The 26033-nt window shown below is 44.4% G+C and carries 26 protein-coding genes and 1 pseudogene; 21 read left to right on the top strand and 6 right to left on the bottom strand.

The features are described 5' to 3' along the window. Position 1 precedes the first annotated feature (1 nt). The 14 genes from KO537_RS20385 to KO537_RS20450 all read left to right on the top strand — a co-directional run bounded on the left by KO537_RS20385 (position 2) and on the right by KO537_RS20450 (position 11312). The gene (locus tag KO537_RS20385) at positions 2 to 1015 is read left to right on the top strand and encodes a hypothetical protein (protein WP_168825875.1); all 1014 of its coding nucleotides are present in this window, start codon (positions 2 to 4) and stop codon (positions 1013 to 1015) included. Positions 1016 to 1159: 144 nt separating this feature from the next. Further along, on the top strand, positions 1160 to 1972 hold the full coding sequence (locus tag KO537_RS20390) for a flagellin (protein ID WP_006083386.1): 813 nt from the start codon (positions 1160 to 1162) through the stop codon (positions 1970 to 1972). 216 nt (positions 1973 to 2188) lie between these two features. Further along, on the top strand, positions 2189 to 2992 hold the full coding sequence (locus KO537_RS20395; protein ID WP_113940815.1) for a flagellin: 804 nt from the start codon (positions 2189 to 2191) through the stop codon (positions 2990 to 2992). A gap of 220 nt (positions 2993 to 3212) precedes the next feature. Beyond that, the gene (locus KO537_RS20400) at positions 3213 to 4031 is read left to right on the top strand and encodes a flagellin (RefSeq protein ID WP_113940814.1); all 819 of its coding nucleotides are present in this window, start codon (positions 3213 to 3215) and stop codon (positions 4029 to 4031) included. A gap of 302 nt (positions 4032 to 4333) precedes the next feature. Then, the gene (gene fliD, locus KO537_RS20405) at positions 4334 to 5680 is read left to right on the top strand and encodes a flagellar filament capping protein FliD (protein ID WP_131523397.1); all 1347 of its coding nucleotides are present in this window, start codon (positions 4334 to 4336) and stop codon (positions 5678 to 5680) included. A 13-nt stretch (positions 5681 to 5693) separates the two neighbouring features. Continuing rightward, positions 5694 to 6074, top strand: a complete 381-nt coding sequence (gene fliS, locus KO537_RS20410; RefSeq protein ID WP_113940812.1) for a flagellar export chaperone FliS — start codon at positions 5694 to 5696, stop codon at positions 6072 to 6074. Next, the gene (locus KO537_RS20415) at positions 6043 to 6369 is read left to right on the top strand and encodes a hypothetical protein (RefSeq protein ID WP_113940811.1); all 327 of its coding nucleotides are present in this window, start codon (positions 6043 to 6045) and stop codon (positions 6367 to 6369) included. The genes fliS and KO537_RS20415 overlap by 32 nt, the downstream gene beginning before the upstream one ends. Then, on the top strand, positions 6359 to 7534 hold the full coding sequence (locus KO537_RS20420) for a flagellar hook-length control protein FliK (protein WP_173247915.1): 1176 nt from the start codon (positions 6359 to 6361) through the stop codon (positions 7532 to 7534). Before KO537_RS20415 ends, KO537_RS20420 begins: the two co-directional genes overlap by 11 nt. A gap of 16 nt (positions 7535 to 7550) precedes the next feature. Continuing rightward, complete coding sequence (locus KO537_RS20425; RefSeq protein WP_131523400.1) at positions 7551 to 8018, top strand: flagellar basal body-associated FliL family protein; 468 nt, start codon at positions 7551 to 7553, stop codon at positions 8016 to 8018. Between the two features lie 11 nt (positions 8019 to 8029). Further along, positions 8030 to 8746 carry an RNA polymerase sigma factor FliA gene (locus KO537_RS20430; protein ID WP_173247912.1) on the top strand — a complete coding sequence of 239 codons (717 nt, stop codon included), beginning with the start codon at positions 8030 to 8032 and terminating at the stop codon, positions 8744 to 8746. A gap of 23 nt (positions 8747 to 8769) precedes the next feature. Beyond that, on the top strand, positions 8770 to 9627 hold the full coding sequence (gene motA, locus KO537_RS20435; RefSeq protein ID WP_113940807.1) for a flagellar motor stator protein MotA: 858 nt from the start codon (positions 8770 to 8772) through the stop codon (positions 9625 to 9627). Beyond that, positions 9627 to 10547, top strand: coding sequence for a flagellar motor protein MotB (locus tag KO537_RS20440; RefSeq protein WP_173247908.1), 921 nt, complete (start codon positions 9627 to 9629; stop codon positions 10545 to 10547). Before motA ends, KO537_RS20440 begins: the two co-directional genes overlap by 1 nt. A gap of 34 nt (positions 10548 to 10581) precedes the next feature. Continuing rightward, a complete protein-coding gene (locus KO537_RS20445; protein ID WP_113940805.1) occupies positions 10582 to 11016 on the top strand; it encodes a pilus assembly protein PilZ in 435 nt (144 codons plus the stop codon). Positions 11017 to 11024: 8 nt separating this feature from the next. After that, on the top strand, positions 11025 to 11312 hold the full coding sequence (locus KO537_RS20450) for a hypothetical protein (RefSeq protein ID WP_113940804.1): 288 nt from the start codon (positions 11025 to 11027) through the stop codon (positions 11310 to 11312). A 64-nt stretch (positions 11313 to 11376) separates the two neighbouring features. Here KO537_RS20450 and KO537_RS20455 read toward each other — a convergent pair. The 4 genes and pseudogenes from KO537_RS20455 to prmA all read right to left on the bottom strand — a co-directional run bounded on the left by KO537_RS20455 (position 11377) and on the right by prmA (position 17099). After that, positions 11377 to 14392, bottom strand: a pseudogene (locus tag KO537_RS20455) (UvrD-helicase domain-containing protein). A 360-nt stretch (positions 14393 to 14752) separates the two neighbouring features. Next, entirely contained in the window at positions 14753 to 15058 is a 306-nt protein-coding gene (gene fis / locus KO537_RS20460) for a DNA-binding transcriptional regulator Fis (protein ID WP_006083371.1), read from the bottom strand. Between the two features lie 16 nt (positions 15059 to 15074). After that, positions 15075 to 16043: a tRNA dihydrouridine synthase DusB gene (gene dusB, locus KO537_RS20465; protein ID WP_006083370.1), complete on the bottom strand. Its 969-nt coding sequence runs from the start codon at positions 16041 to 16043 to the stop codon at positions 15075 to 15077. A 174-nt stretch (positions 16044 to 16217) separates the two neighbouring features. Further along, positions 16218 to 17099, bottom strand: coding sequence for a 50S ribosomal protein L11 methyltransferase (prmA, locus tag KO537_RS20470; RefSeq protein WP_219235582.1), 882 nt, complete (start codon positions 17097 to 17099; stop codon positions 16218 to 16220). Positions 17100 to 17553: 454 nt separating this feature from the next. Here prmA and KO537_RS20475 point away from each other — a divergent pair, with 454 nt between their 5' ends. The 4 genes from KO537_RS20475 (at position 17554) to KO537_RS20490 (ending at position 21953) form a co-directional block, all read left to right on the top strand. Beyond that, entirely contained in the window at positions 17554 to 18276 is a 723-nt protein-coding gene (locus KO537_RS20475) for a fumarate reductase cytochrome b subunit (RefSeq protein WP_173247902.1), read from the top strand. Between the two features lie 171 nt (positions 18277 to 18447). Beyond that, on the top strand, positions 18448 to 19119 hold the full coding sequence (locus KO537_RS20480; RefSeq protein ID WP_173247897.1) for a fumarate reductase cytochrome b subunit: 672 nt from the start codon (positions 18448 to 18450) through the stop codon (positions 19117 to 19119). A gap of 93 nt (positions 19120 to 19212) precedes the next feature. After that, entirely contained in the window at positions 19213 to 21219 is a 2007-nt protein-coding gene (locus tag KO537_RS20485) for a fumarate reductase flavoprotein subunit (RefSeq protein ID WP_219235584.1), read from the top strand. Continuing rightward, positions 21219 to 21953 (top strand): fumarate reductase iron-sulfur subunit, encoded by a 735-nt coding sequence (locus KO537_RS20490; protein ID WP_105250423.1) that lies wholly within the window; start codon positions 21219 to 21221, stop codon positions 21951 to 21953. The genes KO537_RS20485 and KO537_RS20490 overlap by 1 nt, the downstream gene beginning before the upstream one ends. Before the next feature lie 47 nt (positions 21954 to 22000). Here the strand turns inward: KO537_RS20490 and KO537_RS20495 are convergent, their stop codons facing one another. Continuing rightward, positions 22001 to 22285, bottom strand: coding sequence for a putative quinol monooxygenase (locus KO537_RS20495; RefSeq protein ID WP_168825853.1), 285 nt, complete (start codon positions 22283 to 22285; stop codon positions 22001 to 22003). Further along, complete coding sequence (locus KO537_RS20500; RefSeq protein ID WP_219235586.1) at positions 22282 to 23304, bottom strand: zinc-binding alcohol dehydrogenase family protein; 1023 nt, start codon at positions 23302 to 23304, stop codon at positions 22282 to 22284. The genes KO537_RS20495 and KO537_RS20500 overlap by 4 nt, the downstream gene beginning before the upstream one ends. Positions 23305 to 23438: 134 nt before the next feature. Between KO537_RS20500 and KO537_RS20505 the strand changes: the two genes are divergently transcribed. From KO537_RS20505 to KO537_RS20515, 3 genes are all read left to right on the top strand, one after another. Next, positions 23439 to 24368, top strand: a complete 930-nt coding sequence (locus KO537_RS20505; RefSeq protein WP_219235588.1) for a LysR family transcriptional regulator — start codon at positions 23439 to 23441, stop codon at positions 24366 to 24368. A gap of 301 nt (positions 24369 to 24669) precedes the next feature. Continuing rightward, entirely contained in the window at positions 24670 to 25089 is a 420-nt protein-coding gene (locus KO537_RS20510; protein ID WP_173247885.1) for a hypothetical protein, read from the top strand. Between the two features lie 64 nt (positions 25090 to 25153). After that, a complete protein-coding gene (locus tag KO537_RS20515; protein WP_219235590.1) occupies positions 25154 to 26023 on the top strand; it encodes a hypothetical protein in 870 nt (289 codons plus the stop codon). The last annotated feature ends 10 nt before the right edge of the window (positions 26024 to 26033 follow it).

The following is a 26033-nucleotide window of genomic DNA, read 5'->3' on the forward strand; positions in this document are numbered from 1 at the left end:
AATGATCAAAGGGATAGGTGAGTCACTTAGTCAGTTACGCCAAAGTCAGACGGTAACGTCTCATTATGTTGCTCCGATATCAGGTGTGCCCCGCAGTGCACCGAAAGCGAGGCCCATACCTAAGCATAGATTGGAAGCCTATGGACGTTGGGCTAAGGTGACTCAAGAGCAACATAATATTAGTGCATCGCAAGTGGTGTTACAGAGCTTGATTTCTGCCAAGAGTATCCTAGGTCAACTGAACAAACAGCTACAAACCTGCTTGTTCAGTAAAAACACAGTTGTTGAAGATGCATTACATAAAGCGGAGGAGTGTCGAAGACAATTAATCGAGATTAGGCCTTATTACCAAGGAAAGCGTTTACTCGATCATCACTTGAATTTGATTTCAGCATCCCAGCCTGCGGCATTACATTTTTTTAGGTTCCGACGAGTCGATCTCACATCACCTAAGAACCGCGATGAGCGGATTACGCTTTTTACTGAGAAGCAAACATTGCATTTGCTTTTGCCTGCCAATAAAAATCGCTTAGAGCTACAAGATATCATAGAGCCTGTTTTAGCTTCGATAGGGATAAGTATTGACCGCTTATCGACCAATGACACAGTGTTTACTGCACAGCATGAGACTTGGATGAAGCTCAATGGGGGGATTTTAATGGTGGGCGAAGGGCAAAGATTGCCAGCGGGTGAGCCGAGGAATATACCATTAGAAGAGAAATTTAGTTGGCAGGATCCCCGTGAATGGAATTTTACGGATACTGAAAAGTTAAAAATGACATTGGCTAAAGTGTCAAAGGTAGATAAAAAAGTCACAGTGCAAATTGATGATATTAAAGCATCCCACCGTTTACTACTGGTGAAGGTTAAGCAATTGACCGCATCTAGTCAGCCCAAATTTGAACTCCAACATTTGCATAAATTTATGCAACCCTATCCTTTTGCCTATCAAGTGACATCTTTGATGGCGCAGGGAAATACGAACCGCGAACAGGTTAGTGCTCTGCTGCTCTAATTTTTGAAGCGAACCCTAAGTGTGATTATTTAATTTTTGAAAATAAGCTATTTGGCTTCAGTGAAGAGCTTTTCATGTCGCCTTAATGAGTTATGCCTGGATTCAGGCCTAACCAAAACAATCGTTATTTTCTGGAGAACTACTATGTTAGGTGTTCATACTAATTACGCTTCAATCGTTGCGCAGGGTGCTGTAAATAAAAGCAATAACCTTTTAACTAATGCTATGGAGCGTTTGTCGACTGGTTTACGTATTAATAGTGCATCTGATGATGCTGCTGGTCTGCAAATTGCTAACCGCATGAGCGCTAACGTAAAAGGTATGGAAACGGCTTCACGCAATATTTCTGATGCGACCTCTATGCTACAAACCGCTGATGGTGCGTTAGAAGAATTAACGACCATTGCTAATCGCCAGAAAGAATTGGCTACTCAAGCCTCTAACGGCGTTAACTCTGCGGCTGATTTAACGGCATTAAATGATGAGTTCACGCAATTGAACGCCGAAATAACGCGTATTGTAGAAAATACCACTTATGCTGGTAATAAATTATTCGATACTGGTGTATTGACCTCAGGTACTGGTGTGAAATTTCAAATTGGCGCCGGAACAACGGAGACAATGGATGTTAAATTAGGCGCAATTCCTAAAACTGTCGCAGGTACTTTAACAGGTGGTACCGCCAATGCTGCGATTGCCCTTGTGGATACCTTCTTAGCCGCTGTGGGTACTGAGCGTTCTACCTTAGGTGCCAACATTAACCGTCTTGGCCATACTGCCGCTAACTTAGCGAGCGTTACCGAAAACACTAAAGCCGCTGCAGGGCGTATTATGGATGCCGACTTTGCGGTTGAATCTGCCAATATGACCCGCAATCAATTATTAGTTCAAGCAGGTACAACGGTACTGTCTTCAGCTAACCAAAATACGGGTTTAGTGATGGGGTTACTGCGCTAATGTTATTCAATTAGTCAGTGTTAGTTTTAATGCCAGTAAGCTTAGCTTGCTGGCATTTTTTTATGGTGTGCATGCCATTTCAGTCTAGTTTTTACAGTGCTATACACTCTATTTTTTAAATATCGATTTTAGTTGTGGGCTTGTGTAGTCGCTTTAGTTAGTTATGCCTGAACTCAGGTCTAACCCAAATGCTCGTTATTTAATGGAGAACTACATATGTTAGGTGTTCACACTAATTACGCTTCAATTGTTGCTCAAGGTGCTGTTAACAAAAGCAATAACCTATTGACTAATGCAATGGAGCGTTTATCGACAGGTTTACGTATCAATAGCGCATCTGATGATGCTGCTGGTTTGCAAATTGCTAACCGCATGAGCGCTAACGTTAAAGGTATGGAAACCGCTTCACGTAATATTTCTGATGCGACCTCTATGCTACAAACCGCTGATGGTGCGTTAGAAGAATTAACGACCATTGCTAATCGCCAGAAAGAACTCGCCACTCAAGCGGCAAACGGTGTGAACTCTGCTGATGATTTAACGGCTCTGAATGATGAGTTTACTCAATTAAACACCGAAATTACCCGTATTCTCGATAATACAACTTATGCCGGTAATAACTTATTCACCAAGTTGGAGGCTGGTGTTACCTTCCAAATTGGTGCCGGAACGGGTGAAAAATTGGTTGTTACAACAACAGCCATAGATGATGCTGCGCTGGCTGCTGGTGATTTAACTACTGGCGCGAATGCGGCAATTGCCCTTGTTGATACTTTTATCGCAGCAGTCGGTACAGAACGTTCTACACTAGGCGCCAACATTAACCGTCTTGGACATACTGCAGCTAACCTTGCCAGTGTGACTGAAAATACCAAAGCTGCCGCTGGACGTATTATGGATGCCGATTTCGCGGTTGAATCTGCCAATATGACCCGCAATCAATTATTAGTTCAAGCGGGTACAACGGTACTGTCTTCTGCTAACCAAAATACAGGTTTAGTGATGGGGCTACTGCGTTAATTACGCCGAGTTGAGTTAGTTTTAAGTGCCAGTAAGCTTAGCTTGCTGGCATTTTTTATGGCGTTTTGTGGATGCCATTTAAGTCTGTTTTTATAGAGGTGCTCCCATCTATTTTTAAATAAGTTTTAGTTTTGCGCTGTTGCTGTCGCCTTACTTAGTTATGGAGCTATACCGGGATTCAGGCATAGCCAAGATAACTGTTTTTTCTAGGAGAGCTGATATGTTAGGTGTTCACACTAATTACGCGTCAATTGTTGCACAAGGTGCTGTTAATAAAAGTAATAATCTATTAACTAATGCTATGGAGCGTCTGTCGACGGGTTTACGTATCAATAGCGCATCTGATGATGCAGCGGGTTTGCAAATTGCTAACCGCATGAGCGCTAACGTAAAGGGCATGGAAACGGCTTCACGCAATATTTCTGATGCGACCTCTATGCTGCAAACCGCAGATGGTGCGTTAGAAGAATTAACGACTATTGCTAACCGCCAGAAAGAATTGGCGACTCAAGCATCAAACGGCGTTAACTCTACAGCAGATTTAAAAGCGTTGGATGATGAATTTAAGCAATTAAATGCAGAAATTACCCGGATTGTAGAAAATACAACCTATGCGGGTAATAACTTATTTAAAGATGCTACTGATGGTGTACTCGTCAAAGGTGTGACCTTTCAGATTGGCTCGGATGGAGCAGAGCAAATGTCAGTTACCTTAGGTGCTATTGATAAGACAGTTACTGGTGATTTATTGACTTCTGCAGCCGCCAATACGGCTATCGGGGCTGTTGATACCTTCTTGGCTAAAGTGGGGACAGAACGTTCAACCTTAGGTGCCAACATTAACCGTCTTGGCCATACTGCGGCTAACCTTGCCAGCGTAACTGAAAATACTAAAGCCGCTGCCGGCCGTATTATGGATGCCGATTTCGCGGTTGAATCTGCCAATATGACACGTAATCAATTATTAGTTCAGGCGGGTACAACGGTACTGTCTTCAGCTAACCAGAACACGGGTTTAGTCATGGGTCTATTGCGTTAATGCTATTGGGCAAGTGATGTCATTGGTCACGGCTAAAATGCCAGTTAGTTGCGCTGACTGGCATTTTTATTTTAGCCACGGTTTATGTATTGGTCGGTAGTCGCTAAACCCGAGATTGAAACCTATAAGGTTCATGTTTTAGTGGGTAATTTTCGATAACACAAAGTGGAAGATGGTTTTCCTGTTTAAGTGTTCATGCGGAAGTATTTAGCTGTGTTTGGGCCAGTTAATTATTTAATTTTCTTTAAAAACAGTAACTTGTTTTTGGCATGCGTTTTGCTCTAGAACGAGTGGAGGTAGTCATGATTTCAGGTATGAATGCAGCACAATTTGCTCAGCAACTGATTGGCGCAGACCGCGCAGGTAAAGATACGCTTTACAAAGGCAAGCTAACTGCCAGCAAAACACAGTTAGATGCCTATACATTGCTCGAAAATAATATGAAGAAGATGGCCACTAAGCTGAGTGAAATGGGTGGCGATGCAGCTAAAGGCAAAATTGCTACGGTTACGGGCGAGAATGCGACCGCGACAGTTAAATCTGATGCTCCAAAGGGCAACTATGATTTGAGCGTGCATAAACTTGCGCAAGCGCATCAACTGACTAAAGCCTATTCCTCTGAAAGTGAATTGTTGCCAACGTCGGGCATTATCAGTATTCAAGTCGGTAGTGATCCGACTAAGCGCATGGAAATTGATTTGGCAACGGTTAATGGCGGTGCGGCTATTTCTGTGTCTCAGTTACGCGATGTGATCAATAAACAAGTGGGTAATCCTGGTGTACAAGCGTCATTAGTGCGCACAGGTAACCAAATCGAATTTATGCTGTCTTCAAAGGAATCGGGTGTCGCGAATCAAGTGAAGGTTGAGTTTAACGGTGCCGATTGGGGCATGACAGAACGTCGTGCAGCACAAGATGCGGAACTTACATTAAACGGTATCAGTATTACCAGCAGTAGTAACTATCTAGAAAATGTTGTTGATGGTGTCAGCCTCGAATTAGTCAAGGTGCATGCGGCTGGTGAAAGCAGCATGATTAAAGTCACTGACGATTTTGAAGCGAATAAGAAAGCGGTTAAGGATTTTGTCGATTCATTTAATTCTTTAATGACGCAAATTAATCAATTAACTCGTTCTATGGGCGTTAAAACCTCTGACTCTGGCTCTTCCGATAAAGATAAGGAAGACAAAAGCACTGCAGTGAGTGAAGCGCAAATTGGTGTGTTGAAGGGGGATACCTCTATTCGCCTTCTCCAGTCTAAATTACGTGATTCTGTATTTGCAACGGCTGCTAATGGCATGCGTTTGTCTGATATCGGAATTGAGATTGGACGAGACGGAAAACTAAAAATTGATGATGCTAAGCTGACCGATAGCTTTAAAAGTGATCCAGAAAAAGTACAAGCCATGTTTACTGGTCCTGACAGTTATATCAAAAGCATAGAAAAGACCCTAAAACCTTTTACACAGTTCAATGGCTATATCGATCAAAAGCAGGAAGCGCTAAATAAGCAGATTAAAAGTGTGAATGACAGTATGGCGCGCCATGATTATCAAATGAATCAAAAGTATCAGATTTATTTAACCCAGTTTACGGCAATGGAATCCACCATTAATCAGTTTAATTCCGCAAGTCAGTTGTTTTCATAGGAAGCAGTAAAAAATGTTAAATGAGTACGATCCATTTAATGCCTACAAGCAAACCGCTTTAGATGCACAAGTAGCGGCAGCAACAACCCATGACATGGTGCGTATGTTACTTGATGGTTTATTGGAAGAACTAGAGCGGACCGCTGGCCATATGGAATACCAAAGGTTTGAGGCGAAAGGAATGAGTATCCATAAGTGCCTTAATATCGTGCATGGCTTGGACTCTATGCTTGACCTTGAAAATGGTGGTGAGGTTGCCGTGAGCTTACATCGTCTCTATGACTTTTGTAGCCGTCAGCTTGTCAGCGCCAGTGTCGAAAACAGTGCTGAAGCGCTAGTTCCAGTGACTCAGGTGATTACGAATGTCAGAGAAGGATGGACAAATCTCAATTAAGCAGTGGGCGCGTTTTGCGAATGCTTTACGCCAATATGCAGATGCTCAGGATTGGGAAAGCGTCCGAAAAGTGAACATCGCTTTGATCAAAGCACTGCAACAGGCTGGTGAGGCTCATGATATTGAGCAGAAATTAGCACGTGCAGAATTAAAGCGGGTTCATTCCCAAGTGCTACAAGAGTTGATCTTGGCTCGTGATGAATTAGCTGCTGAAATGGGCCGCTTTAAGGCGCAACAACCAGGTTTAGCCGCCTATCAATTAACACAAGTAAGTGGAGCTTTGGATGATCTCTGATCTTCTTTCAACTCGTCCTGTTGGCACAAATACCAGCTTGACGACTAAAGTGGCAAGTGCAGTTGATCAAGATAAATCAGAGTCATTTACCTTGTTGGGGTTGCCAGTCGGATTGTCTGCAGCACCTCTCCCGTTAGAGGGAGCTCTGTGGACTCAGAATGCCGAACATACTTTAGAAAGAGATGTTGATACTCTTTCAAATCAATATTTTAATAGCAATTTATCTGACTCAGTATCTTTTGTTCCTGTTGTACCAGTATTGTCTCAGCCACTGTTAAATACTGAGATCAACTCAGCGCCTATTATTCAAGATGGCTTAGCCGCCACGCCTCAGGCTAGTCTCGTTTCACCGACTGCTGTCGCGCCGTTTGTTCCTGTGATTTTTCCTGCGGAAACTGTTAAAGCGGATCCGATAGGTCGAACTCCTGCGTCTTTAATTGGGCTCTCAGTCACAGATCAAAGAGGAATCCTATTTAGCTCAGGGATGACCTCATCTATGGCTCTTGCAGGAAGTCGTACTCAGCCTGCGGGTATGAGTGGCGAATCCTTGAAAATGAGCGGCGTATTTACGCAGGATTCAACGCTGGCAACTTTCTCTGGGGATTTTGAGCATTTGAAATCTGACTCGTCAGTGTTTCAGCGTGTGTTGGCAGAACTTAGGGGGCATGAAGTTAAAGATATTAATGCGATAGGATCTCAGCAGGTTGCGGGTACGCAGGCTGCAAGTGCTACTCAATGGGGCCCTGTATCCCTCACTCCCATGGCTTCTTTAGCGCAGCACTCTCAGGAGATCCTTACTCCCTTAAGAGAGCATCTTCGTTTCCAAGTCGATCAATATATTAAGAAAGCCGAATTAAGGTTAGATCCGCCAGAGCTGGGCAAGATTGAGCTCAATATTCGTTTAGAGGGCGATCGTTTACAGGTGCAAATGCATGCAGTAAATCCGGCAATTCGAGATGCATTGCTCAATGGTTTAGAACGCTTGAGAGTGGATTTAGCAATGGATCATGGCGGTCAAATTGATGTTGATATTGGTCAAGGTGAATCGCAACAGCACCAGCAGGAAACTGCATTATTCTCCTCGTCGATAGCGGCTGAAACTGCAACGGACAATGTAGCCGATGTGATGACGAGAGAGAAATCTCAATTAGATTTATTGGCTTAAGTGCCGGAGTCGTTTAATGGCAATTTTAAAATCTCGTTTAGTAAAGATTATTTTAGCGTTACTTGTGCTCATTAGTTCGACCGCAGGTGCATTTTGGATTGGAACAAGTAGTGGAGATTGGAAGCTAGCAGAGCTTTTTGCATCGGAACCCGAAGTCGAACCTGTACCTGTGGCAAAGTTTTATCCATTAGAAAAGTTTGTAATATCGATTCCAGGGGATAAATATCCCCATTACATGCTGCTTGAAATGTCATTAAAAAGCCGTAATCCCAATATGAAAACGGTATTGCTGGAGTCAGATCCACTTATACGAAACGCTATGATGAAGATGTTCTCACGTAAAACATTTGAGCAGTTGAACCACTTAGATCAGCTTGACAGTTTACAATCAGAGGCGTTGATATTGATGGTTAAAGTGCTGTCAGATAACCAATTACCTTCAGATATTGATGAAGTACTCTTTACTCGCATGGTGATCCAGTAAGAGGCCTTATCATGACAGCAGCGGGCCAACTCGCATATCAACAAACCTGTGATTATCCAGTCGAAGAGCGTCAATCTGAACAACAGATTATTCGACAATACTTGCCATTAATCAAACGTATAGTCTCGCAAATGCGCAGTCACTGCGGCGTGATGTTATCACTCGAGGATATGGAGCAAATTGGCATGATGGCCTTGCTTGAGTCATCACGTCGGTATCCTGGCGAGCTGGATAATGGATTTATTTCCTTCGCTGGGCAACGTATTCGCGGTGCCATACTCGACGAGTTGAGGCGGCAGGATTGGCGTCCTAGACCTGTTAGACAGCAGGCCCATGAGCTTAATGATGTAGTTAGACGTTTGAGTCGAGAGATGGGACGTGAACCAAGCGATCTTGAAGTGGCCAGTGAGCTTGGGCTGAGCGCGGAGGATTATCGGGAACGTTTATACTCGACGCAAGCAGAGTCGATGAAAAGCTTAGATGAGTTGTTATTGGGCGGTGATCATCCAGTAGACAGAAGTAATGATGTTGAGCGGTTAATGCTGAAGCAAACTTTGATTAAAGTTATTTCAAAATTAAATGAAAGAGAACAGCTAATTCTGTCGCTTTACTATCATCATGAGCTGAATTTAAAAGAGATAGCTATGGCATTGGGATTGACTGAAACGCGTATTTGCCAGCTGCATAAATCAGCTATTTCACAGTTAAAAACAATATTGCAGCGCTAAAGTTTAAAAGTGAGAAGATCGTAATGAGTAAACTAGTTGGGCTGTTAATCATTTTAGCTTCTGTGTTTGGCGGATATGTTTGGGCTGGTGGAGCTTTGTCTGCATTGTGGCAGCCTGCTGAAATTTTAATCATTATGGGGGCCGGAGTAGGGGCTCTTATTATTGCTAACCCGCAATCAGTATTAAAAGAAATGCTTGAGCAGTTAAAAGAATTATTTAATAAGGGCAAAGAAGATCCTGAATTATATCCTCAGTTATTTCCTTTGATGGGCACTTTAATGGCTCAGATCCAATCTCAAGGCTTAAAAGTGCTCGATGAACATTTAGAAAATCCTCATCAGAGCTCTATTTTTCTAATGTACCCAGCCGTGCTCAATCACCCAAATGTTTTACAGTTTTTAATTGATAACTTACGAGTGCAGTCTATTGGGAAAATATCTCCCCATGACTTAGAGCATATCCTAGAAGAAGAAATTCATCGTATAGAAGAGGACAGATTACGGCCATCGGAAGCTTTTAGTAAGGTGGGAGAGGCTATGCCTGGCTTTGGTATTTTAGCTGCTGTACTCGGTATTATCATTACTATGTCTAATATTGATGGCCCAATTACTATGATTGGTGTCAAAGTTGCCGCGGCATTAGTCGGTACATTTATTGGTATTTTCGCGTGTTATTGTTTCTTCGACCCAATGTCAAAGGCATTAGAACATCTAGTTGATCGCAAATCGGCACAGCTTCGGTGCATAGCCGCTATTTTAGTGACCTTTTCAAAAGGTAAACCACCAATGATGGCTATTGATGCGGGACGGAAACAAATACAAAGTGAAAATCGTCCTTCATTTATCGAGTTAGAACGTTGGATGGAAGGGCAGAGAAGCTAATGCTCCATAAAAATGAGCCGATTATTATCAAACGGCGAAAGCGAGGAAAGCGTAATCATGGGCATGGTGGTGCGTGGAAAGTCGCTTTTGCCGATTTCACGCTTGCCATGATGGCGCTCTTTATGGTGCTGTGGATCATGCAAATCGCAGATCAAAAAGAGCGAACCATGATAGTGCAGTATTTACGTGGAGATATGAATCCCACTGGTCCAATGAATCCATTTGAGCTAAGTCAGTCATCTTCGATTATTGATTTAGAAGGAAATATGTCTATTGCTCCTCTAATCATACCTTCCAATTCTATGCCTAGAGGTTCGGAGTCAGAAGGATTAGAGGAGGGTGCGCTCATCCCCGGGCAATTTGATACTCAGGCGCAATTAACTGTGCTCGCCAGAGAATTGAATCGAGTCGTGCAAAGCTCGAGCATGGCTGAGAACATTTCTGTGACAATTGTGCCTCAAGGCATACGCATCTTAATTCACGATAATGTGAATCAATTTATGTTTACGCGGGGCAGTGCACAGATGCAGCCCTATTTTGAAGAATTACTTTTATCTTTAGGGCCTATTTTAAAAAATATAACTAATAGCATGGTTATTTCTGGTCATACGGATTCAACACCTTATGCGGGCAGTTTATTTACCAATTGGGAATTATCGAGTGAAAGAGCACTATTAGCACGAAGAGTGCTTGAGCGTGGCGGTGTTAAACGCGATCAGGTTATTCAGGTGACGGGTATGGCTGATCAGGTTCCTTACATCACTTCGGATACTGCTGCTGCGGCTAATCGTCGGATTGAGGCGCTTATTTTAACCTCCTCTGCTGAACAGTTATTAAGAGGCATGATTGGCGCTCCGATCGATACAGTCCCAAGTGGCGTTACAATCAACGAAATTAAGCGCCAAGCAAACACTCGCTAGTGTTAATACCTGCTCTCATTTGTTAGGGATGACTATGAATCTGTATGAAGAGTTTGTACATTCTGAGGATGAAGTTGAAGCGACCCCTGAGTATCAGATTATTGAATTTGATAATCGTCGAACTCATCAAAGATTTAGCCTGAGACGAAATAAAAGAGCGCCACTCGCATTTGCATGTGATGGCCTGACAGTGAATTTATCAACAACTCGCTGGTTTGTTATTACGCCGATTGGAACTGCAAATATAAAAGATATTAGCATTGGCGGTGTTGGGATTTTGTGCAATGAACCATTGCCAGTAGGGAGGAGATTCTATATTGAACTTGAGCAAACACGAGTTTTATGTGAGGTAACTCGAGAACACACGATTAAAGGTCGATTGAAGTTCTTAGGCGCTCGCTGGATTTATCGTGATAAAGCTGAAGTCCAGAACTTGATTGATGCAATTAGACTACGGGCGAAAATATAGGATATGCAATGGCTGCATCTTTTCATCGAAACGGCTCGGATAAATTACAGAAGGTCTTTCTGTATCTTATTCTGCTGAATTGGCTATTGCTTATTATTGTTGCACTCAATATGAATACATTACGCTTTAGCCATGGTGTTATGATTTCAATTATGATTTTTATCTATAATTATTTTCTGGCTCATTTATGTTTTATTCGTGCTGCCAGAGCGCAAGATGCTTATCTTATTTACCCAGTGGTTATTGGCGCACTCAGCTCCTTTTTCCTCGTTGTTTATTTCTTCTTTTTACTCTAAATCCCCTGCCTATAAAAATGAGTTGCGACTCATTGTTATAGGCTTTTGTTGAGCATTTTTGCATCTAGCTCACATGCTTTTTGGGTCGCTCGCTTGGGAGCGATAACTTGGCCTTGTTTAGAATATTCATGCAGCTGGGTAGGTTTTGCCCGCGGTAATTGCGACAAGCCCAAAAGGGGCCGAATCGCCCATCCTTTAACAGCATATCGCCACCACAGAGGCTACAAAGTGGTGCTATATGACCACAGTTCTCATTCAAACATACCTTAAAGCCAGCAAAGCGTGTGCGGGTCATTGGGCTATCACAGAGCTCACAACCTTCTTCCTTGTGATCGCAAAGGGGAAAATGTGAACAGGAATAAAACGATTTAAATTTTCCCGTTCTAGGCTTAAGCTTTCCCGTGCTACAACGCACGCATTTTATGTCTTCAAATAACCTTTGTACTAAAGAGGTGCTGAACTCATCTTGTTCAATTGCGTAGCCTTTTGTAAGCAGTTCGGTGACGAATGGGCTCACGTCTGTCATATCGGCAATCACATAGGCGCGGTGTTTTGCCCGCGTTAACGCGACATAAAACAGTCGACGTTCTTCTGCAAATTCAAACGCTTCCGTTTTTGGTAAAAATGCATCTAGTATCGGAGGAGTGACTTTCATTGAAGGGAAGCCATGCATTCCCGTCTTCATCCCCATGATCACCACATAATCGGCTTCTTTCCCTTTAGAAGCATGAAAAGATTGGCATTCAATTTTCAAGTTAGGGTACTTAGCCTTGAGTTGGTTTACTTGGGTTTTATCGGGTAGCTGAAACCAAAAACGTGCCAGTAAATAGACGCTTGCTACGCTGTTAAGTTTGTCACTTCTAGCGCTTATCCTTGCACTAATGGCCGTTAATGCTTGTTCCAGTGCATTTGGGCTTGGTTCATTTAGGTTTGACTGCTCGTTTTCTCCGCGGCGTAATATTGAGACTGCAGGGTAGGCGACCTGCATGAGGGAGCGAATGTCCTTCCTCAATTGCGTGGGATTCTGGGTGACAAACTGAGTGGCAACTTGCTCAATACTACTGTTAAACCTAAAAGTCAGATCCAAGTAGCTTTGGGCTGTTGGGCCAAAATATTGGCTAAATTGCGTGGTTAAACTTACATCTGCACCGCTAAAACGATAAATTGCCTGCCAGTCATCCCCGACACAAAATAAAGACGCCAACGCTTTAGAATGGGGCGCACAGGAATCCCTCAAGGCACGCACTAAGCGGGCACGTGGTTCTGAAATATCTTGGAACTCATCCACCATAATGAAACGCCACGGGCTAATAAATTGCCCGCGTTGCAGATACGTCAGCGCTTTGCCAATCATGTCCTCAAAATCAATGTCGCCATTTATCGTTAAATGCTGCTCATAGCGCGTGATTATGGGCTCAAGCAGTTCGAATGCCTTGCGGGTCTGCTGAGCATCGGCGGCGCGAGCAAATACACCCTCAAGCCCATGTTCATCAAGGCAAGCCGCTTTATACAGCCCTATCAGCTGACTAAACATTTTTGCTAATTCGGTCACGCGGCCAAGTTCATGTAGGGTTGCTAGTATGGCTTCATCGGGTAAGGGCGCATATTGTACTTTAAAGACCTGTAAAGCTTGCTCAAGCTTACTGATTAACAACCCTTTTTTATGTTGGTAATAAAATAGCTCAACACACTTAGTGCCATGCTGTTGATGTAGCTGGCGTTTCCATGCCATCGATTCCAAGTATTTCTGGTTATCGATATAAGGAGCGGTATGCTGGTGTTCATCAATACCATAGTATTCAAGATAAATTTGGTATTCAGGCAGATAGAAATCGGGTTGATACTGACGAAAATCAATACTGCGCACATCATGCTCATACTTAGCTTCATAGACATATTCGATGCCATTGCTAAATAGCCAGTTAGCAATGTAGAGCTCACCAAAGCTTTTGACTCGCTCACCTTTAAGACTGCGAATATCGTTATCATTCAAGTATTGAAAATACTCGCCTTCCATATCGAACTCGAATGGGCTTTTTTCAACATAATAGAAACGACTGAAGTACTCGAAAAGCTGTTTACGGTAAGCCTCATTTTCAATCAAAGTCTCAAGGGTATTGTGCACCCACAGCTCTTTGGCTTTGTCATCCTCCGCTAAAGGGGACAAACTCGGTTTTGCTCGCTCAACGTCGGCGATAATTTTTGAGCCTAAACTGTGGAAGGTGCTCGCCTTGATATCATCCGTACCGAGCCTGTTTTTAATCCGCTCATCCATCTCGTCAGCCGCTTTACGGCCATAGGCTAATAGCAATATTTCATCGGCTTTTGCTTGACCACTCTTAAGCAAATATCCTGCTCGACCAACCATCACACTGGTCTTTCCCGTGCCTGCGCCTGCTAATAACAAGTTATTGTTATCATCGATAATACAAGCTCGGCGCTGTTTTTCGGTTAAGGGATTAGATTCTACATGCTCAAAATAGTCAGCAAATTTAATGAGCTGCGACTGAATATAATCTTCACGCAGTTGCTTTATATCGGCACGAGTCCAGCGGTGGATTTGCTTAAGCCTCGCTAACACTGTGTGTAAATGTGCAGACAATGGCAGGTTTTCACACCAAGGGAACCAACGCTGATATTCGCGCGCGACTCTGGCTTGTATCATTTCCACCCGTGATTCACGTAAATAAGTGTGTGTCAGTGTCTTATCCACTTTCGCCATTAACTCAGCAACGCGCGGCCCATTGGCATTTGCCCAATACTGTGCGATTTGATAGCTAAATTGATGTTGTGCAAAATAGCTGAGAAACGGCAGTTGATAGGCTTTGCCTAATACCGTGAAACCGAGTAGATAACCTAGTGGACTTAAGGTAAAAAATGGTGGGGAATCGAGCTGTTGCCAGGTAAAACATTCGTCAGCTGCTACTTTATTAGCGCTGCGAGAGTGAGCAAAAAAAGCCGCCTTTAGTGCGATTAATGCTAATACCACTGGCGCTGAGTTTTACCGCATCAGCTTTGCCAATAAAGAAATGGCCAAACCAACTGTGCTTGATATCTTGTTCAGAGTGAGTCAATGACAATGTAAAACCTACGGCTAAAAAGTTTTAGAATTAACAGGCTGATTTTTAAATGCATTATAACTTAAAACCTGATGGCTCGCGTCAAGGTTATGCTATGGGTCGGTGTGGATTGTCTATTGATTTTGGTCGTTCGAGCAGCCAAGCTCATAGTGTTGGTGAATGATGTTTTAGTTGGTGTGAGAGGCGTGGCAAGCCAAGCCTGATGGTGACTGTGGGTTACTATATGTATTAGAAGAGCGCGCATTAGAAAAGGTGTACATTAGAAAGGTGTACATTAGAAAACAGTGTATCAGAAAGCAAAAAAGCCTGAATCTCTTCAGGCCTTTCCTTTTCTCAATACAACAGCTTAATCCTTGCGGATTAATTCATGCCGTATTTTTTCAATTTTTTACGCAGAGTACCACGGTTGATACCTAGCATGTTTGCTGCGCGGGTTTGGTTGCCACGAGTGTGTTGCATGATGATGTCAAGCAGAGGCGCTTCAACTTCGCTTAGCACCATTTCATAAACTTCTTGTGCTTCCTGACCGTCCAACTGTGCGAAGAAGTTAGTTACGGCACGCTTTACTGCGTCACGTAATAACTGGGGCTTGATAGTGCCGTTTGCGGTTTCGATTTTGCCAACGGTAAGCTGGTGAACTTCTGTGTTAGTTGTCTGATCAAACATTCTATTCTGCTCTTTATTAATTCTGTACTAATTCATCAAAATAACATTCCACGAGGGAATACTGTTCTGCAGCGGTTTCCAGCCGATTAAAGTCAGCCCTAAATTGGCGCTGAGCTTCTTGGTCTAGGTACCATCCCATATGTTTTCTGGCGAAGCGGATACCCTTGTATTCACCATATAAATCATACAGTTTGGTGAGGTGTTCCAGCATCACTTGACGCTGTTCGGCAACCTCAATGGGCGCTAGCTTATTACCCGTTTCCAAGTAGTGCTGGATTTCTCTGAAAATCCAAGGCCGTCCTTGAGCACCCCGTCCTATCATCAAGGCATCGGCACCGGTGTATTCCAGCACAAAGCGGGCTTTCTCCGGACTGTCGATATCCCCATTCGCGACGACAGGAATCGAGACATTCTGTTTGATTGCTTTGATCGTGTCGTACTCAGCGTCGCCTCTGTACATACATTGTCTCGTGCGACCGTGAACGGCGAGCGAGGCGATGCCACAATCTTGGGCAATCTGGGCGATTTGAACACCATTCTTGTGTTCTGGCTCCCAGCCGGTGCGAATCTTTAACGTGACGGGCACATTCACTGCGGCGACCACGGCTTGTAAAATTTCTTTTACCAGCGGCGGGTTTTGCATCAGCGCTGAGCCAGCCAGCTTTTTATTCACTTTTTTCGCGGGGCAACCCATATTGATATCAATGATGTGAGCGCCTTGTTCAACATTGAACAACGCGGCTTGCGCCATTAAATCAGGATCGGCTCCTGCAATTTGCACTGAGCGGATGCCTTCCTCGCCAGAATGCGTCATGCGCTGGCGGCTTTTATCTGTATCCCAAACCTCAGGATTGGACGAAAGCATCTCGGAAACCGCTAGGGCTGCGCCATAACGAAGACAAAGATTACGGAAAGCTTGATCGGTGACACCTGCCATTGGTGCCACGATCAGCTGATTGTTCAGTTGATAGGGTCCAATCTGCATTTTATGTTTCACCTTAGCTCTTCAAAGGGGCGCTATAGTAGCCCTTTTTGTTGGCCGTGAAAAGGTCAATAAATGACCTAGATGTAATTTTTTTTCTTGACTTTTAATCGGCGAGAAGTCAGAGGCTGAATAGTTGGAAGCCAGCGGTGGCGCATGTTGCGCCACCCTTTAGCGCTATTTACGCTTGCCTGTCAAGCGGCTCCAATCTTCTTTGTGAGCCGCTGCGTCCATATCGAACCATTGGCTATAAAAGTCAGAGATTTCTTGGGCTTGTTCTTTGAGGAGACCGGAAAGGGCAAGTTTGCCACCGGTTTTTACGCGTTCTGCGATCAAAGGCGCTAATTCACGCAGTGGGCCGGCAAGAATATTGGCGACCAGAACGTCGGCTTTGAGATCTGCGGGTTGGTCTTCTGGCAAGTACAAGGCTAGCTTGTCGGCGACATCATTGCGCTCGGCGTTGGCACGTGAGGCGTCGATGGCTTGATAGTCGATATCGATACCTGTGACGTTTTTCGCGCCCAGTTTCAGTGCTGCTACGGCTAAGATGCCAGAGCCACAGCCAAAGTCGATCACTTCTTCATCGGTTAAATCTAAGCTGTCTAGCCACTCTAAACACAGTGCAGTCGTAGGGTGAGTGCCTGTGCCGAATGCAAGACCGGGATCGAGGATCACATTGACTGCGGTTGGATCGGGGATCTCGCGCCAGCTTGGGCAGATCCACAAACGCGTGCCGAATTGAATGGGGTGGAAGTTATCCATCCACTCACGCACCCAGTCTTTATCTTCAATTTGTTCGACCTTATGGCTGAAGTTCTCGCCGAGGAAAGGCAAGGTTTTCAACATGGCGATGGTCGGTGTCAGATCGGTTTCTGCATCGAATAGGGCCACTACCACGGTATCGCGCCACAGTGGGGTTTCGCCTAATTTAGGTTCAAAAATAGGGGTATCTTTACCGTCTTCGAAGGTGATAGAGACTGAACCTTCTTCCATGAGCAAGTCGCTGATGGTTTCAGCGTCATCGCTATTGGTGTTTATACGGAGTTGGATCCAAGGCATGGGGGCATCCTGTGACTGAGTGTTCATAAACTAAGGGTTCAAAATATCGCGGTATTGTATACCCAAACTATCCCAAAATGCAGGATGTAGCGGGAATTTAAAGCGCTTTAGGTAAGGTCGTTTGGTTATCACTAGGCTTTAGGTTCGACGACTGGCTATCCTGGTATTACGCTTTTGTCTATACAGACAAGGGGTTAGCTGGCGGGTATGGATTGGTGTTGAAAAGCGAATTGTCAGTTTTATTATTTGATATAACACTATGAAATATATTGGTTAATTGGTTTTACCTTTGTTTGGTTTTGATACGTTTTTTGTGATCATCTTCTAAGAGTTTAACTCCGTCAGGTGAGTTGGCTCACGCTTTAAATCTGTGACACTCAAGCCTGATTTGAGTTGCTGCTATGGTGTAGTTTGCCAAGAGGTGCCAACGATAAACGACATAGGTTAATTCAAGATGACAAGCATAACTCGAGTTCACAATAGGGTGAGTACACCGCTAGGTCATCCTTGGTCGGCTAAGGCTGATAGGCTGCAGAGTGCGACAGGGATTATGCTTGGCAGCTTTTTACTATTACACATGCATTTTGAATCGAGTATTTTGCTGGGTAAAGAGGCTTTTTATCGGGTCGTTCAGTTGCTTGAAGGTGGCATGTTTAGCAGCACAGGACATGGTTTTCCTATAGTCACTAAAGTGTTTTCAGTGTTTATGCTATTGGTGGTGATAGTACATGCCGCGGTGGCGCTGCGGCGTTTTCCGGCGCAGCTAGGGCAATGGCGAGCCCTGCGTTCGCACATGGGGAATATCAAGCATAAGGATACCCATGCGTGGTTTTGGCAATTGATCACCGGCTTTATCTTATTTTTCCTCGTTCCTGTTCACCTCTTCACTATGATTTTGAATCCCGAAATTGGCCCGCATTTATCGGCTGAGCGGGTTTATCACGATAATGCTTGGTTGCTGTATGCGCTGTTACTTCCCGCTGTAGTGGTACACGCCATGATTGGTCTCTATCGCGTGGCGGTAAAGTGGGGCATAACCACTAAACGTTCAGGTCTACGAAAAGTCGCTAAGGTGCTGATTATTTATTTGCTATGCCTTGGTACTGCGAGCCTTGTTTCATATCTATTTATCGGTAGCGAGCTCGGTATTCCTGTGCAGCCCTTCGTACCTGAGTAGGCTTTAAGCTAGCAGCAGGATTTTGTTTCACTGCTATTATTAAGCATTAGGTTAATTATTCAGCACTCAATTGATCTGGCTCACGTTTTCGTGTGGATGTGTGAGCGATATTAGTTTGCGATAAGACTTAATGAGATTGGCTCGATAAGGTCAACGGCGTGAGGCGATAGGATGGCGATCAAATTAAATATTAAAAAATGGAGTGCTTGGCTGGATTTAAGCCAGAGCTTGTCTGGGGTAATACTCGCAGTCTTTTTGTGGACCCACTTAGTGTTAGTGTCATCGATTTTATTGGGTGCGGATGCCATGAGTTGGGTGGCACGCACTATGGAGCTGAGTTTTCTGTCCGCTGATGGACACGGTTATCCTTGGGTAGTGACTTGTATTGCCATTGGTATTGCCATTTTGGCGTTAGTGCACGTGTTAGTGGCATTGCAAAAATTACCCATGAGTCTGCGTCAGCAAAGGGCTCTGCGCCAACAAATGCAAGTGATCAACCACAGCGATACTCGCTTGTGGCGCTGGCAAGCCATTACTGGTGTCGTGATTTTACTGCTGTTGCCTGTGCATTTGTGGCTTATTGGCTCGGCTCCCGAAACCATTGGCCCTCAGGGAAGCGCCGATCGTATTTGGAATCAAGGTGTCTGGATGGTTTATCTGCCTTTGCTGCTCACTGTGGAGTTACATGCAGCAATTGGTATTTACCGTGTGGCTTTGAAATGGGGCGCGGCGCGGGATCTCAACAACCGCAGTCGATTACGTAAGATCAAGACCATAGTGAGCGTGCTATTTGTCACAGTTGGCGTCGCCTCGCTCCTGGCATTTTTACCCTACGCGAGTTAATTCCGCTTTTAATCAATGATTAAGCTAATCAGTGAATAGAATGTCGAACATAAAAAAACAGCACAAAACAATAGACCCCATTAAGGAGCAGGCGTGAAACTGATTTATACCGATTCATTGGTGGTAGGAGCTGGGCTCGCGGGCTTAAGGGTCGCTATCGCTTCGAAAGAGCGTGGGCTTGACACTTTAGTTTTGTCACTCATTCCTGCAAAACGTTCCCACTCTGCTGCCGCTCAAGGAGGGATGCAGGCGAGTTTAGGCAATGCCGTTAAGGGAATGGGCGATGATGAGGATGTGCATTTTCAAGATACGGTAAAAGGTTCCGACTGGGGCTGCGATCAAGATGTCGCACGGATGTTTGCCCATTGTGCACCTAAGGCAGTACGTGAGCTGGCCAATTGGGGCGTGCCTTGGTCTCGGGTGACTGCTGGCCCGAGGGAAGTGATAGTCAATGCGCAAAAAGTCACGCTACATGAGGCCCAAGAAGCCCATGGTCTTATCAACGCCCGTGATTTTGGCGGGACTAAAAAATGGCGCACTTGTTATACCGCCGATGGTACAGGTCATTCGCTGTTATACGCTATGGATAACAAAGCGATTTCCATGGATATTCCCGTCCATGAACGTATCGAAGCCTTGGCACTTATTCACGATGGTAAGCGTTGCCATGGCGTGATTGCTCGTTGTTTGATTACGGGTGAACTTAGAGCCTATGTGGCTAAGTCCACTACGATAGCCACTGGTGGTTATGGCCGAATTTATGAAGTGTCGACCAATGCGATCATCTGCGAAGGTATTGGCCAAGCGTTGGCATTGGAAACGGGCGTGGCAAGGCTTGGCAATATGGAGGCGGTACAATTCCATCCCACTGCCATTGTACCCGTGGGCATTTTAACAACGGAAGGGTGCCGTGGTGATGGCGGCTTATTGCGCGATAAAGACGGTTATCGCTTTATGCCTGACTATGAGCCCGATAAAAAGGAGTTGGCATCGCGGGATGTCGTATCGCGTCGCATGACCGAACATATACGTAAAGGTAAGGGCGTCGATAGCCCTTATGGCCCGCATTTGTGGCTAGATATAACCCTTTTAGGTCGCAAGCATATTGAAACGAATCTTAGGGAAGTGCAGGAAATTTGTGAGAATTTCCTTGGCATCGATCCCGCTAAAGATTGGATCCCTGTACGCCCAACTCAGCATTATTCTATGGGCGGTATTCGGACTAATGCCACAGGTGAAAGTCCGCAGCTTAAAGGCTTATTTAGCGTAGGTGAGGCGGCTTGTTGGGACATGCACGGCTTTAACCGTTTAGGCGGTAATTCGTTGGCCGAAACCGTGGTTGGCGGCATGATTATTGGTAAATATGTCGCCGATTTTTGTGAGAAAAATAGCCTTGAGATCGACACTCAGCTTGCTGAACGGTTTATGCAGCAGGTGCAGAGTGAAATCAATGTGCTGGTCGAGGGTGATGGTCACGAGAGCGCCTTTGAACTCAAGCGCGAAATGCAGCGCATCATGATGGATTATGTGGGGATTTTCCGTAATGGCCCCGAGCTTGAAAAAGCGGTTGCCGAGCTAAAAGTGTTGCTCGAGCGTTCGCGTAAACTCGGGCTTAAGTGTAAAAAACGTCACGCCAATCCTGAGTTAGTTGAAGCCCTGCGGGTCAAGCGTATGCTAAAAGTGGCGCTAACCGTAGCCTGCGGCGCCGCAGCGCGAACAGAGAGTCGTGGTGCCCATGCTCGCGAGGATTATCCACAGCGAAATGATCGAGACTGGCTGAATCGCACCTTGGCCAGCTGGCCGGATCCCGATGCACTCGAACCTGTGCTTAACTACGAAGCACTCGATGTGATGAAGATGGAACTCCCGCCGGGTTATCGTGGTTATGGCATCAACAACGCCATAGTGCATCCCGATACCGAAAAGCGTGAACAGCAAATCGCCGAGATTTTAGCTGAGCTAGGTGATGATGCTGACCGCTATCAAAGGCAGCGGGCTCTTATGCCCTTTGAATTACCCGAGAGCTTGCAACCTAATAACGAACGTTTAAGTGATACTTTAAAAAGTCCATCTGCCAATGCGTTAGGAGAAAAATCATAATGAGCCAAGGTCGTCAGTTAACCTTTAATATCTTTCGTTATGATCCGCAGGAGCCAAACGATAAGCCGAAAATGGTGCGTTATCAGCTTACCGAAACGCCGGGGATGACGGTATTTATCGCCCTTAATAAACTCAGGGAAGAACAAGACACTTCATTGCAGTTCGACTTTGTCTGTCGTGCAGGTATCTGTGGTAGCTGCGCTATGGTGATCAACGGTTTCCCGACGCTAGCTTGCCGCACCTTAACGGCCAAATATCCTAAGGGCGAAATCACCTTAATGCCGCTGCCAGGTTTTGAGTTGATTGGTGATCTCTCGGTTAACACTGGTAAGTTTATGCGGGAACTGGCCGAACGCTTAAAGCTGTGGTTACACCCTAAGGCCAATGATATAAGCGTGCATCGGCTTGAAGATCCTATGGATCCAGATGAAGCTGCGCGTTTGTATGAGCTAGAGCGCTGCGTTGAATGTGGTGTATGTGTTTCCGCCTGTGCGACGAAACAAATGCGTGAAACTTTTGTCGGCGCTGTGGGCATGATGAAAATAGCTCGTTTTGAGATGGACAGCCGTGACGCTCGTACTGCCGAGGATTTTTACCATGTGATTGGCAATCAGGATGGCGTATTTGGTTGTATGACTTTACTCGGCTGCCAAGACAACTGTCCTAAGGATTTGCCACACATGCAGCAAATCGCGTATTTACGCCGCAAGATGGCCATGACTTTGATTCGATAAGTGATAAATGATGAAAAGCGCCAATGTGTTTGGCGCTTTTTTGTTGATTAGCAGGCGTAGCTTTTGTGAATGTCAGCTCGATTGATTATGTCTGCGGTTTGAGCGACGAATGCTTGAAAGTGCGTACTCGCCATATGTTCATCCAGTGCGGCTTGGGATTGCCAAATTTCGTACATCCAGAAGATATTTTCATCATCTAATGAGTGATGCAGTTTGTATTCGATGCAGCCTGCCTCGGTATGAGTGTCTGTCACGAGTTGCTTGAGTATCTTAAATAGCGTATCGCTTTGGCCTTGATTCGCTATGATTTGGGCAAATACTGTTATTTTCATTGGTTAAAACCTTCTAAAACAATTTTACCGATCGCTTTGCCAGACTCTATCTGAGCGTGAGCTTTGATTAAGTTTTGGGCATTAATGGTGCCGTAGTGTTCACCGAACGTACTCTGTAACTCGCCTGTATCGATAAGGGCGCTTAAGCGGTTGAGTAAGTGATGTTGCGCAATCATATCCTCGGTCTGATAAAGGCTGCGGGTAAACATCAGTTCCCAGTGTAAGGATAAGCTTTTACGCTTAAGTTTCATCACATCTAATGGCCCTTTAGGATCATCGATTAATGCTAGTTTTCCTTGTGGCTTAAGCACTTGTACTATTTCATCAAAATGCTGATCGGTTTGGGTTAAGCTAATCACATGGGTCACATCAGTAATGCCAATATTGGCAAGTTCCTGTGAAAGTGGCTTGGTGTGGTCGATAACTGCATCGGCACCAAGTTTGTGCACCCAAGCGGCGGATTCTGGACGAGATGCAGTGCCTATCACTTCTGCACCTGTGAGTTTTACTGCAAGCTGAGTGATGATTGAACCCACTCCGCCGGCCGCACCGATAATTAAAATACGGGCGTCAGTTGCCGAACCATCTTGGGGTAAAGCTAAACGGTCGAATAAAATCTCCCATGCCGTAATCCCCGTTAAAGGTAATGCCGCGGCTTGGGTATAGGTTAAACTTTTAGGTTTATGGCCGACAATTCGCTCATCAACCAATTGATATTCTGCATAACTTCCGCTGCGACTGATATCGCCCGCATACCACACTTCATCGCCAACGTTGAAAAGACTGGCTTTCTCACCAACGGCTTTGACGACACCGACCGCATCCCAGCCGATAATTTTGTATTCGCCTGCAGGTGCAGAGCTAGATGCACGGATTTTTGTATCAACCGGATTGACAGAAATGGCTTTGATTTCCACTAAAAGGTCAAAACCTGTCGCAGTTGGCTCGGCTAGCGTGATGTTTTCTAATGCATTGGGCGCTGTGATTGCACCTGCTGTCTGGTAACCAATGGCTTTCATGTTTATTCCTCTGGGTGTACTTGCTGGAGTCTACTTGTTTGAGTGTACTTGTATCGTGTAGCCATTGTGTGGAATATTAGCCAAGAGATAAACAGGATAAAGTTTGTAATTTTTTCAAAGGATTTTTGATAATCATGCTAATTAATGATTTAGCTTTGTTCGTGCGAGTCGCTGATTGCGGCAATATATCTGCCGCAGCAGCCGAGATGGATATCTCGGCTGCTTCTGCCAGTGCAGCAATAAAACGGCTTGAGAAACAGCTCGATACTAGTTTATTTATCCGCACGACACGCAGCTTACGTTTGACTGTGCAAGGTGAACGTTATCTTATTCATTGCCGACGTGCGCTAAGCGATTTAGCGCTTGGCGAACAGGCTATCGCCAGTGATAAAGGTAAAATATCCGGCACCTTAAGCCTTTCGGTTTCTTCAGACTTTGGCCGTAATCTGTTTGTGCCTTGGCTCGACGAGTTTTTGCTCGATTTCCCTCAACTGCAAGTTCGCTTGCACCTTGGCGACAATATCAGCAGTTTTTACCACGATAAAATTGATGTCGCCGTGCGCTATGGAAAACCGCAGGATTCTAACCAAGTGGCTTTCCCTATCTGCAGTGTTGATCGTGTTTTGTGCGCCTCACCTGAATATCTCGCCAAGTTTGGTGTGCTTGATTCATTAGAACAATTAGTTGAGCATAATTGCTTGTTTTATAAGCTAGATGATCGCACCCACGATCAATGGCTATTTAGGCGTGATGGTCAAGAATTCAAAGTGCGTGTCACGGGCAATCGTAGTGCTAATGATGCCGAGATTGCCCGCCGTTGGGCTGTGGCTGGCAAAGGGTTGGTATTTAAGTCGAGTCTAGATCTGGCCGATGACTTAATCTCAGGGCGATTAGTACGTTTGTTGCCTGAGTATCAGGGGGAGCCCGTCGATTTGTACTTAGTGTGCCCAGGACGCGAGCATGTCACTCCCGTGGTGTTACTGCTTCGCGAAATGTTACGCCAACGTTGTAAAGAGCTGCAAATGCAGTTGGCGGCTCGTCATATTCTCCCACAATACCCTTAAGCAATTGCATTATGGTGGTATATGTAAATAAGCGCACTGCATGTTGTTATTTATTTATAAATAAAGTTTTCTAAATTGTTTTGCTAGATAGGCTGGGTTGTTGCTCATTGTGTTTTTTATGTTTAATTTTGCTGGATTTTTCTGATCTAACTCATATTTATTTTAATTTAATATGAGTTAGCTCTTGTGTGAGTTGTAAATATTTTTTTTTCGTGCGTATGATGCAATAAATGTATCTTTTTGTATCTTCAGCTGTGATGTCGCAGTGGAGATTATTTATAGCATGACGTATTGACGAGCAATGTTAACTAAATTAGCCATAAAAAAATATCCAAAAATACCAAAGCGTTTTCTTTTCGCTGTGGGTGAGTGGCTGATATTTGGAATATTATGGGTGAGATTACCTGTGAATATTGCCGCGTTGTCTGATTCTTGTGTTATTAAAAATAATTATTTATCAATGGCTTCAGTGTTGGCGTTTCACTGTGAATCTGTTAGCCATCAGTCAATAGTAATAGTTGGTGAATATAGCGCTCCCCTTTGGACTGGGTTTGCCCAAACGGATTTTGAAAGCATATTTTTGGGAGCGTCTTTTTTCATTTTTTTTGGTTTTATTTATTTCGTCTTAACCATATTTATACGTAGTTATATTACTAATATAGAAAACTATTATTCAGTTTTACTTAATTGGATGAAATCAATTCAAGCAAGTACATCCTAGCGTTAAATAGAGCGCATGCTCACTATCAAGATTTTTCATTAAAAATATAAATCAAGGTTTTATTATGCAACCAACGAATAATCAATATTATTCGTCGATTTCTCGTCGACGAAATAAATGGTCTGTGTTTTTCTGCGTGCAGGTGATGCTGGCCAGTTTCTCCTTTGTCGGCCAAGCATTGGCCGTCAATGAATTTGAGCTAGCAACGGATGCACAAGCAGCAAAATGGTCTGGCTACGTTAATGTGGGTTTTACGCGAAACATTTATGACTCGGAAAGTTATTACGCCTATCAAGCCTACAACATCGATAGCCGTATCGATTACAAGGCAAATTGGGGCAATGTGCTGTTTACCCTTGGGGGTGAAAAGCAAACATTACATGGCAAAGAGTCCAGTTTTTATGATCCTTTGCTGGAGTACCGCACGCCACTGTATGCCTTAACCGATACCGTCTCATTGAAAGGCAGTTTAGGTGTGTATTTACCCGCAGAACGTGAATCAAAACTAGATAGGTTGCAATATGCGCCGCGCATTGCCGCGTACTTATTTTGGAGCCCGCTAGATAACCTAAGTTTTTATTTTTCACCGCGCTATCGCTACAACGCTTACCAATACAAAACCGCTGGTGAACGCGTGTTAGTTGAACAGCAACTCGATGGATTACTCGATGCTTATTGGCAAATAACGGCCAATTGGTATTTGGATATGAGTGGTCGTTATCGGATTTCCAAAAACTATTACGGTCGTCGACTCGATGATCAATTTACCTTTGCCCAAGAACTCGGTTGGTCGTTTAAGCCTGATTGGGTGTTGGCTGTTGGTCACAACAATAGTGGTCGTTTCTATAACCCAGAAGTGGGGACATCTCAGGGATTTGAGATTTATGACAAAAAGAGTTCAACCTTTTATTTGTCAATTACTAAATATCTATAAAAAACAGTAG

Source organism: Shewanella sp. NKUCC01_JLK (assembly GCF_019345615.1).
Taxonomy (GTDB): domain Bacteria; phylum Pseudomonadota; class Gammaproteobacteria; order Enterobacterales; family Shewanellaceae; genus Shewanella; species Shewanella oncorhynchi.

What these genes read in the sequence shown, in the direction of transcription:
- KO537_RS20385 (WP_168825875.1), top strand. Translation starts at nt 2, where the DNA reads ATGATCAAAGGGATAGGTGAGTCACTTAGTCAGTTACGCCAAAGTCAG.
- KO537_RS20390 (WP_006083386.1), top strand. Translation starts at nt 1,160, where the DNA reads ATGTTAGGTGTTCATACTAATTACGCTTCAATCGTTGCGCAGGGTGCT.
- KO537_RS20395 (WP_113940815.1), top strand. Translation starts at nt 2,189, where the DNA reads ATGTTAGGTGTTCACACTAATTACGCTTCAATTGTTGCTCAAGGTGCT.
- KO537_RS20400 (WP_113940814.1), top strand. Translation starts at nt 3,213, where the DNA reads ATGTTAGGTGTTCACACTAATTACGCGTCAATTGTTGCACAAGGTGCT.
- fliD (WP_131523397.1), top strand. Translation starts at nt 4,334, where the DNA reads ATGATTTCAGGTATGAATGCAGCACAATTTGCTCAGCAACTGATTGGC.
- fliS (WP_113940812.1), top strand. Translation starts at nt 5,694, where the DNA reads ATGTTAAATGAGTACGATCCATTTAATGCCTACAAGCAAACCGCTTTA.
- KO537_RS20415 (WP_113940811.1), top strand. Translation starts at nt 6,043, where the DNA reads ATGTCAGAGAAGGATGGACAAATCTCAATTAAGCAGTGGGCGCGTTTT.
- KO537_RS20420 (WP_173247915.1), top strand. Translation starts at nt 6,359, where the DNA reads ATGATCTCTGATCTTCTTTCAACTCGTCCTGTTGGCACAAATACCAGC.
- KO537_RS20425 (WP_131523400.1), top strand. Translation starts at nt 7,551, where the DNA reads ATGGCAATTTTAAAATCTCGTTTAGTAAAGATTATTTTAGCGTTACTT.
- KO537_RS20430 (WP_173247912.1), top strand. Translation starts at nt 8,030, where the DNA reads ATGACAGCAGCGGGCCAACTCGCATATCAACAAACCTGTGATTATCCA.
- motA (WP_113940807.1), top strand. Translation starts at nt 8,770, where the DNA reads ATGAGTAAACTAGTTGGGCTGTTAATCATTTTAGCTTCTGTGTTTGGC.
- KO537_RS20440 (WP_173247908.1), top strand. Translation starts at nt 9,627, where the DNA reads ATGCTCCATAAAAATGAGCCGATTATTATCAAACGGCGAAAGCGAGGA.
- KO537_RS20445 (WP_113940805.1), top strand. Translation starts at nt 10,582, where the DNA reads ATGAATCTGTATGAAGAGTTTGTACATTCTGAGGATGAAGTTGAAGCG.
- KO537_RS20450 (WP_113940804.1), top strand. Translation starts at nt 11,025, where the DNA reads ATGGCTGCATCTTTTCATCGAAACGGCTCGGATAAATTACAGAAGGTC.
- fis (WP_006083371.1), bottom strand. Translation starts at nt 15,058, where the DNA reads ATGTTTGATCAGACAACTAACACAGAAGTTCACCAGCTTACCGTTGGC.
- dusB (WP_006083370.1), bottom strand. Translation starts at nt 16,043, where the DNA reads ATGCAGATTGGACCCTATCAACTGAACAATCAGCTGATCGTGGCACCA.
- prmA (WP_219235582.1), bottom strand. Translation starts at nt 17,099, where the DNA reads ATGCCTTGGATCCAACTCCGTATAAACACCAATAGCGATGACGCTGAA.
- KO537_RS20475 (WP_173247902.1), top strand. Translation starts at nt 17,554, where the DNA reads ATGACAAGCATAACTCGAGTTCACAATAGGGTGAGTACACCGCTAGGT.
- KO537_RS20480 (WP_173247897.1), top strand. Translation starts at nt 18,448, where the DNA reads ATGGCGATCAAATTAAATATTAAAAAATGGAGTGCTTGGCTGGATTTA.
- KO537_RS20490 (WP_105250423.1), top strand. Translation starts at nt 21,219, where the DNA reads ATGAGCCAAGGTCGTCAGTTAACCTTTAATATCTTTCGTTATGATCCG.
- KO537_RS20495 (WP_168825853.1), bottom strand. Translation starts at nt 22,285, where the DNA reads ATGAAAATAACAGTATTTGCCCAAATCATAGCGAATCAAGGCCAAAGC.
- KO537_RS20500 (WP_219235586.1), bottom strand. Translation starts at nt 23,304, where the DNA reads ATGAAAGCCATTGGTTACCAGACAGCAGGTGCAATCACAGCGCCCAAT.
- KO537_RS20505 (WP_219235588.1), top strand. Translation starts at nt 23,439, where the DNA reads ATGCTAATTAATGATTTAGCTTTGTTCGTGCGAGTCGCTGATTGCGGC.
- KO537_RS20510 (WP_173247885.1), top strand. Translation starts at nt 24,670, where the DNA reads ATGTTAACTAAATTAGCCATAAAAAAATATCCAAAAATACCAAAGCGT.
- KO537_RS20515 (WP_219235590.1), top strand. Translation starts at nt 25,154, where the DNA reads ATGCAACCAACGAATAATCAATATTATTCGTCGATTTCTCGTCGACGA.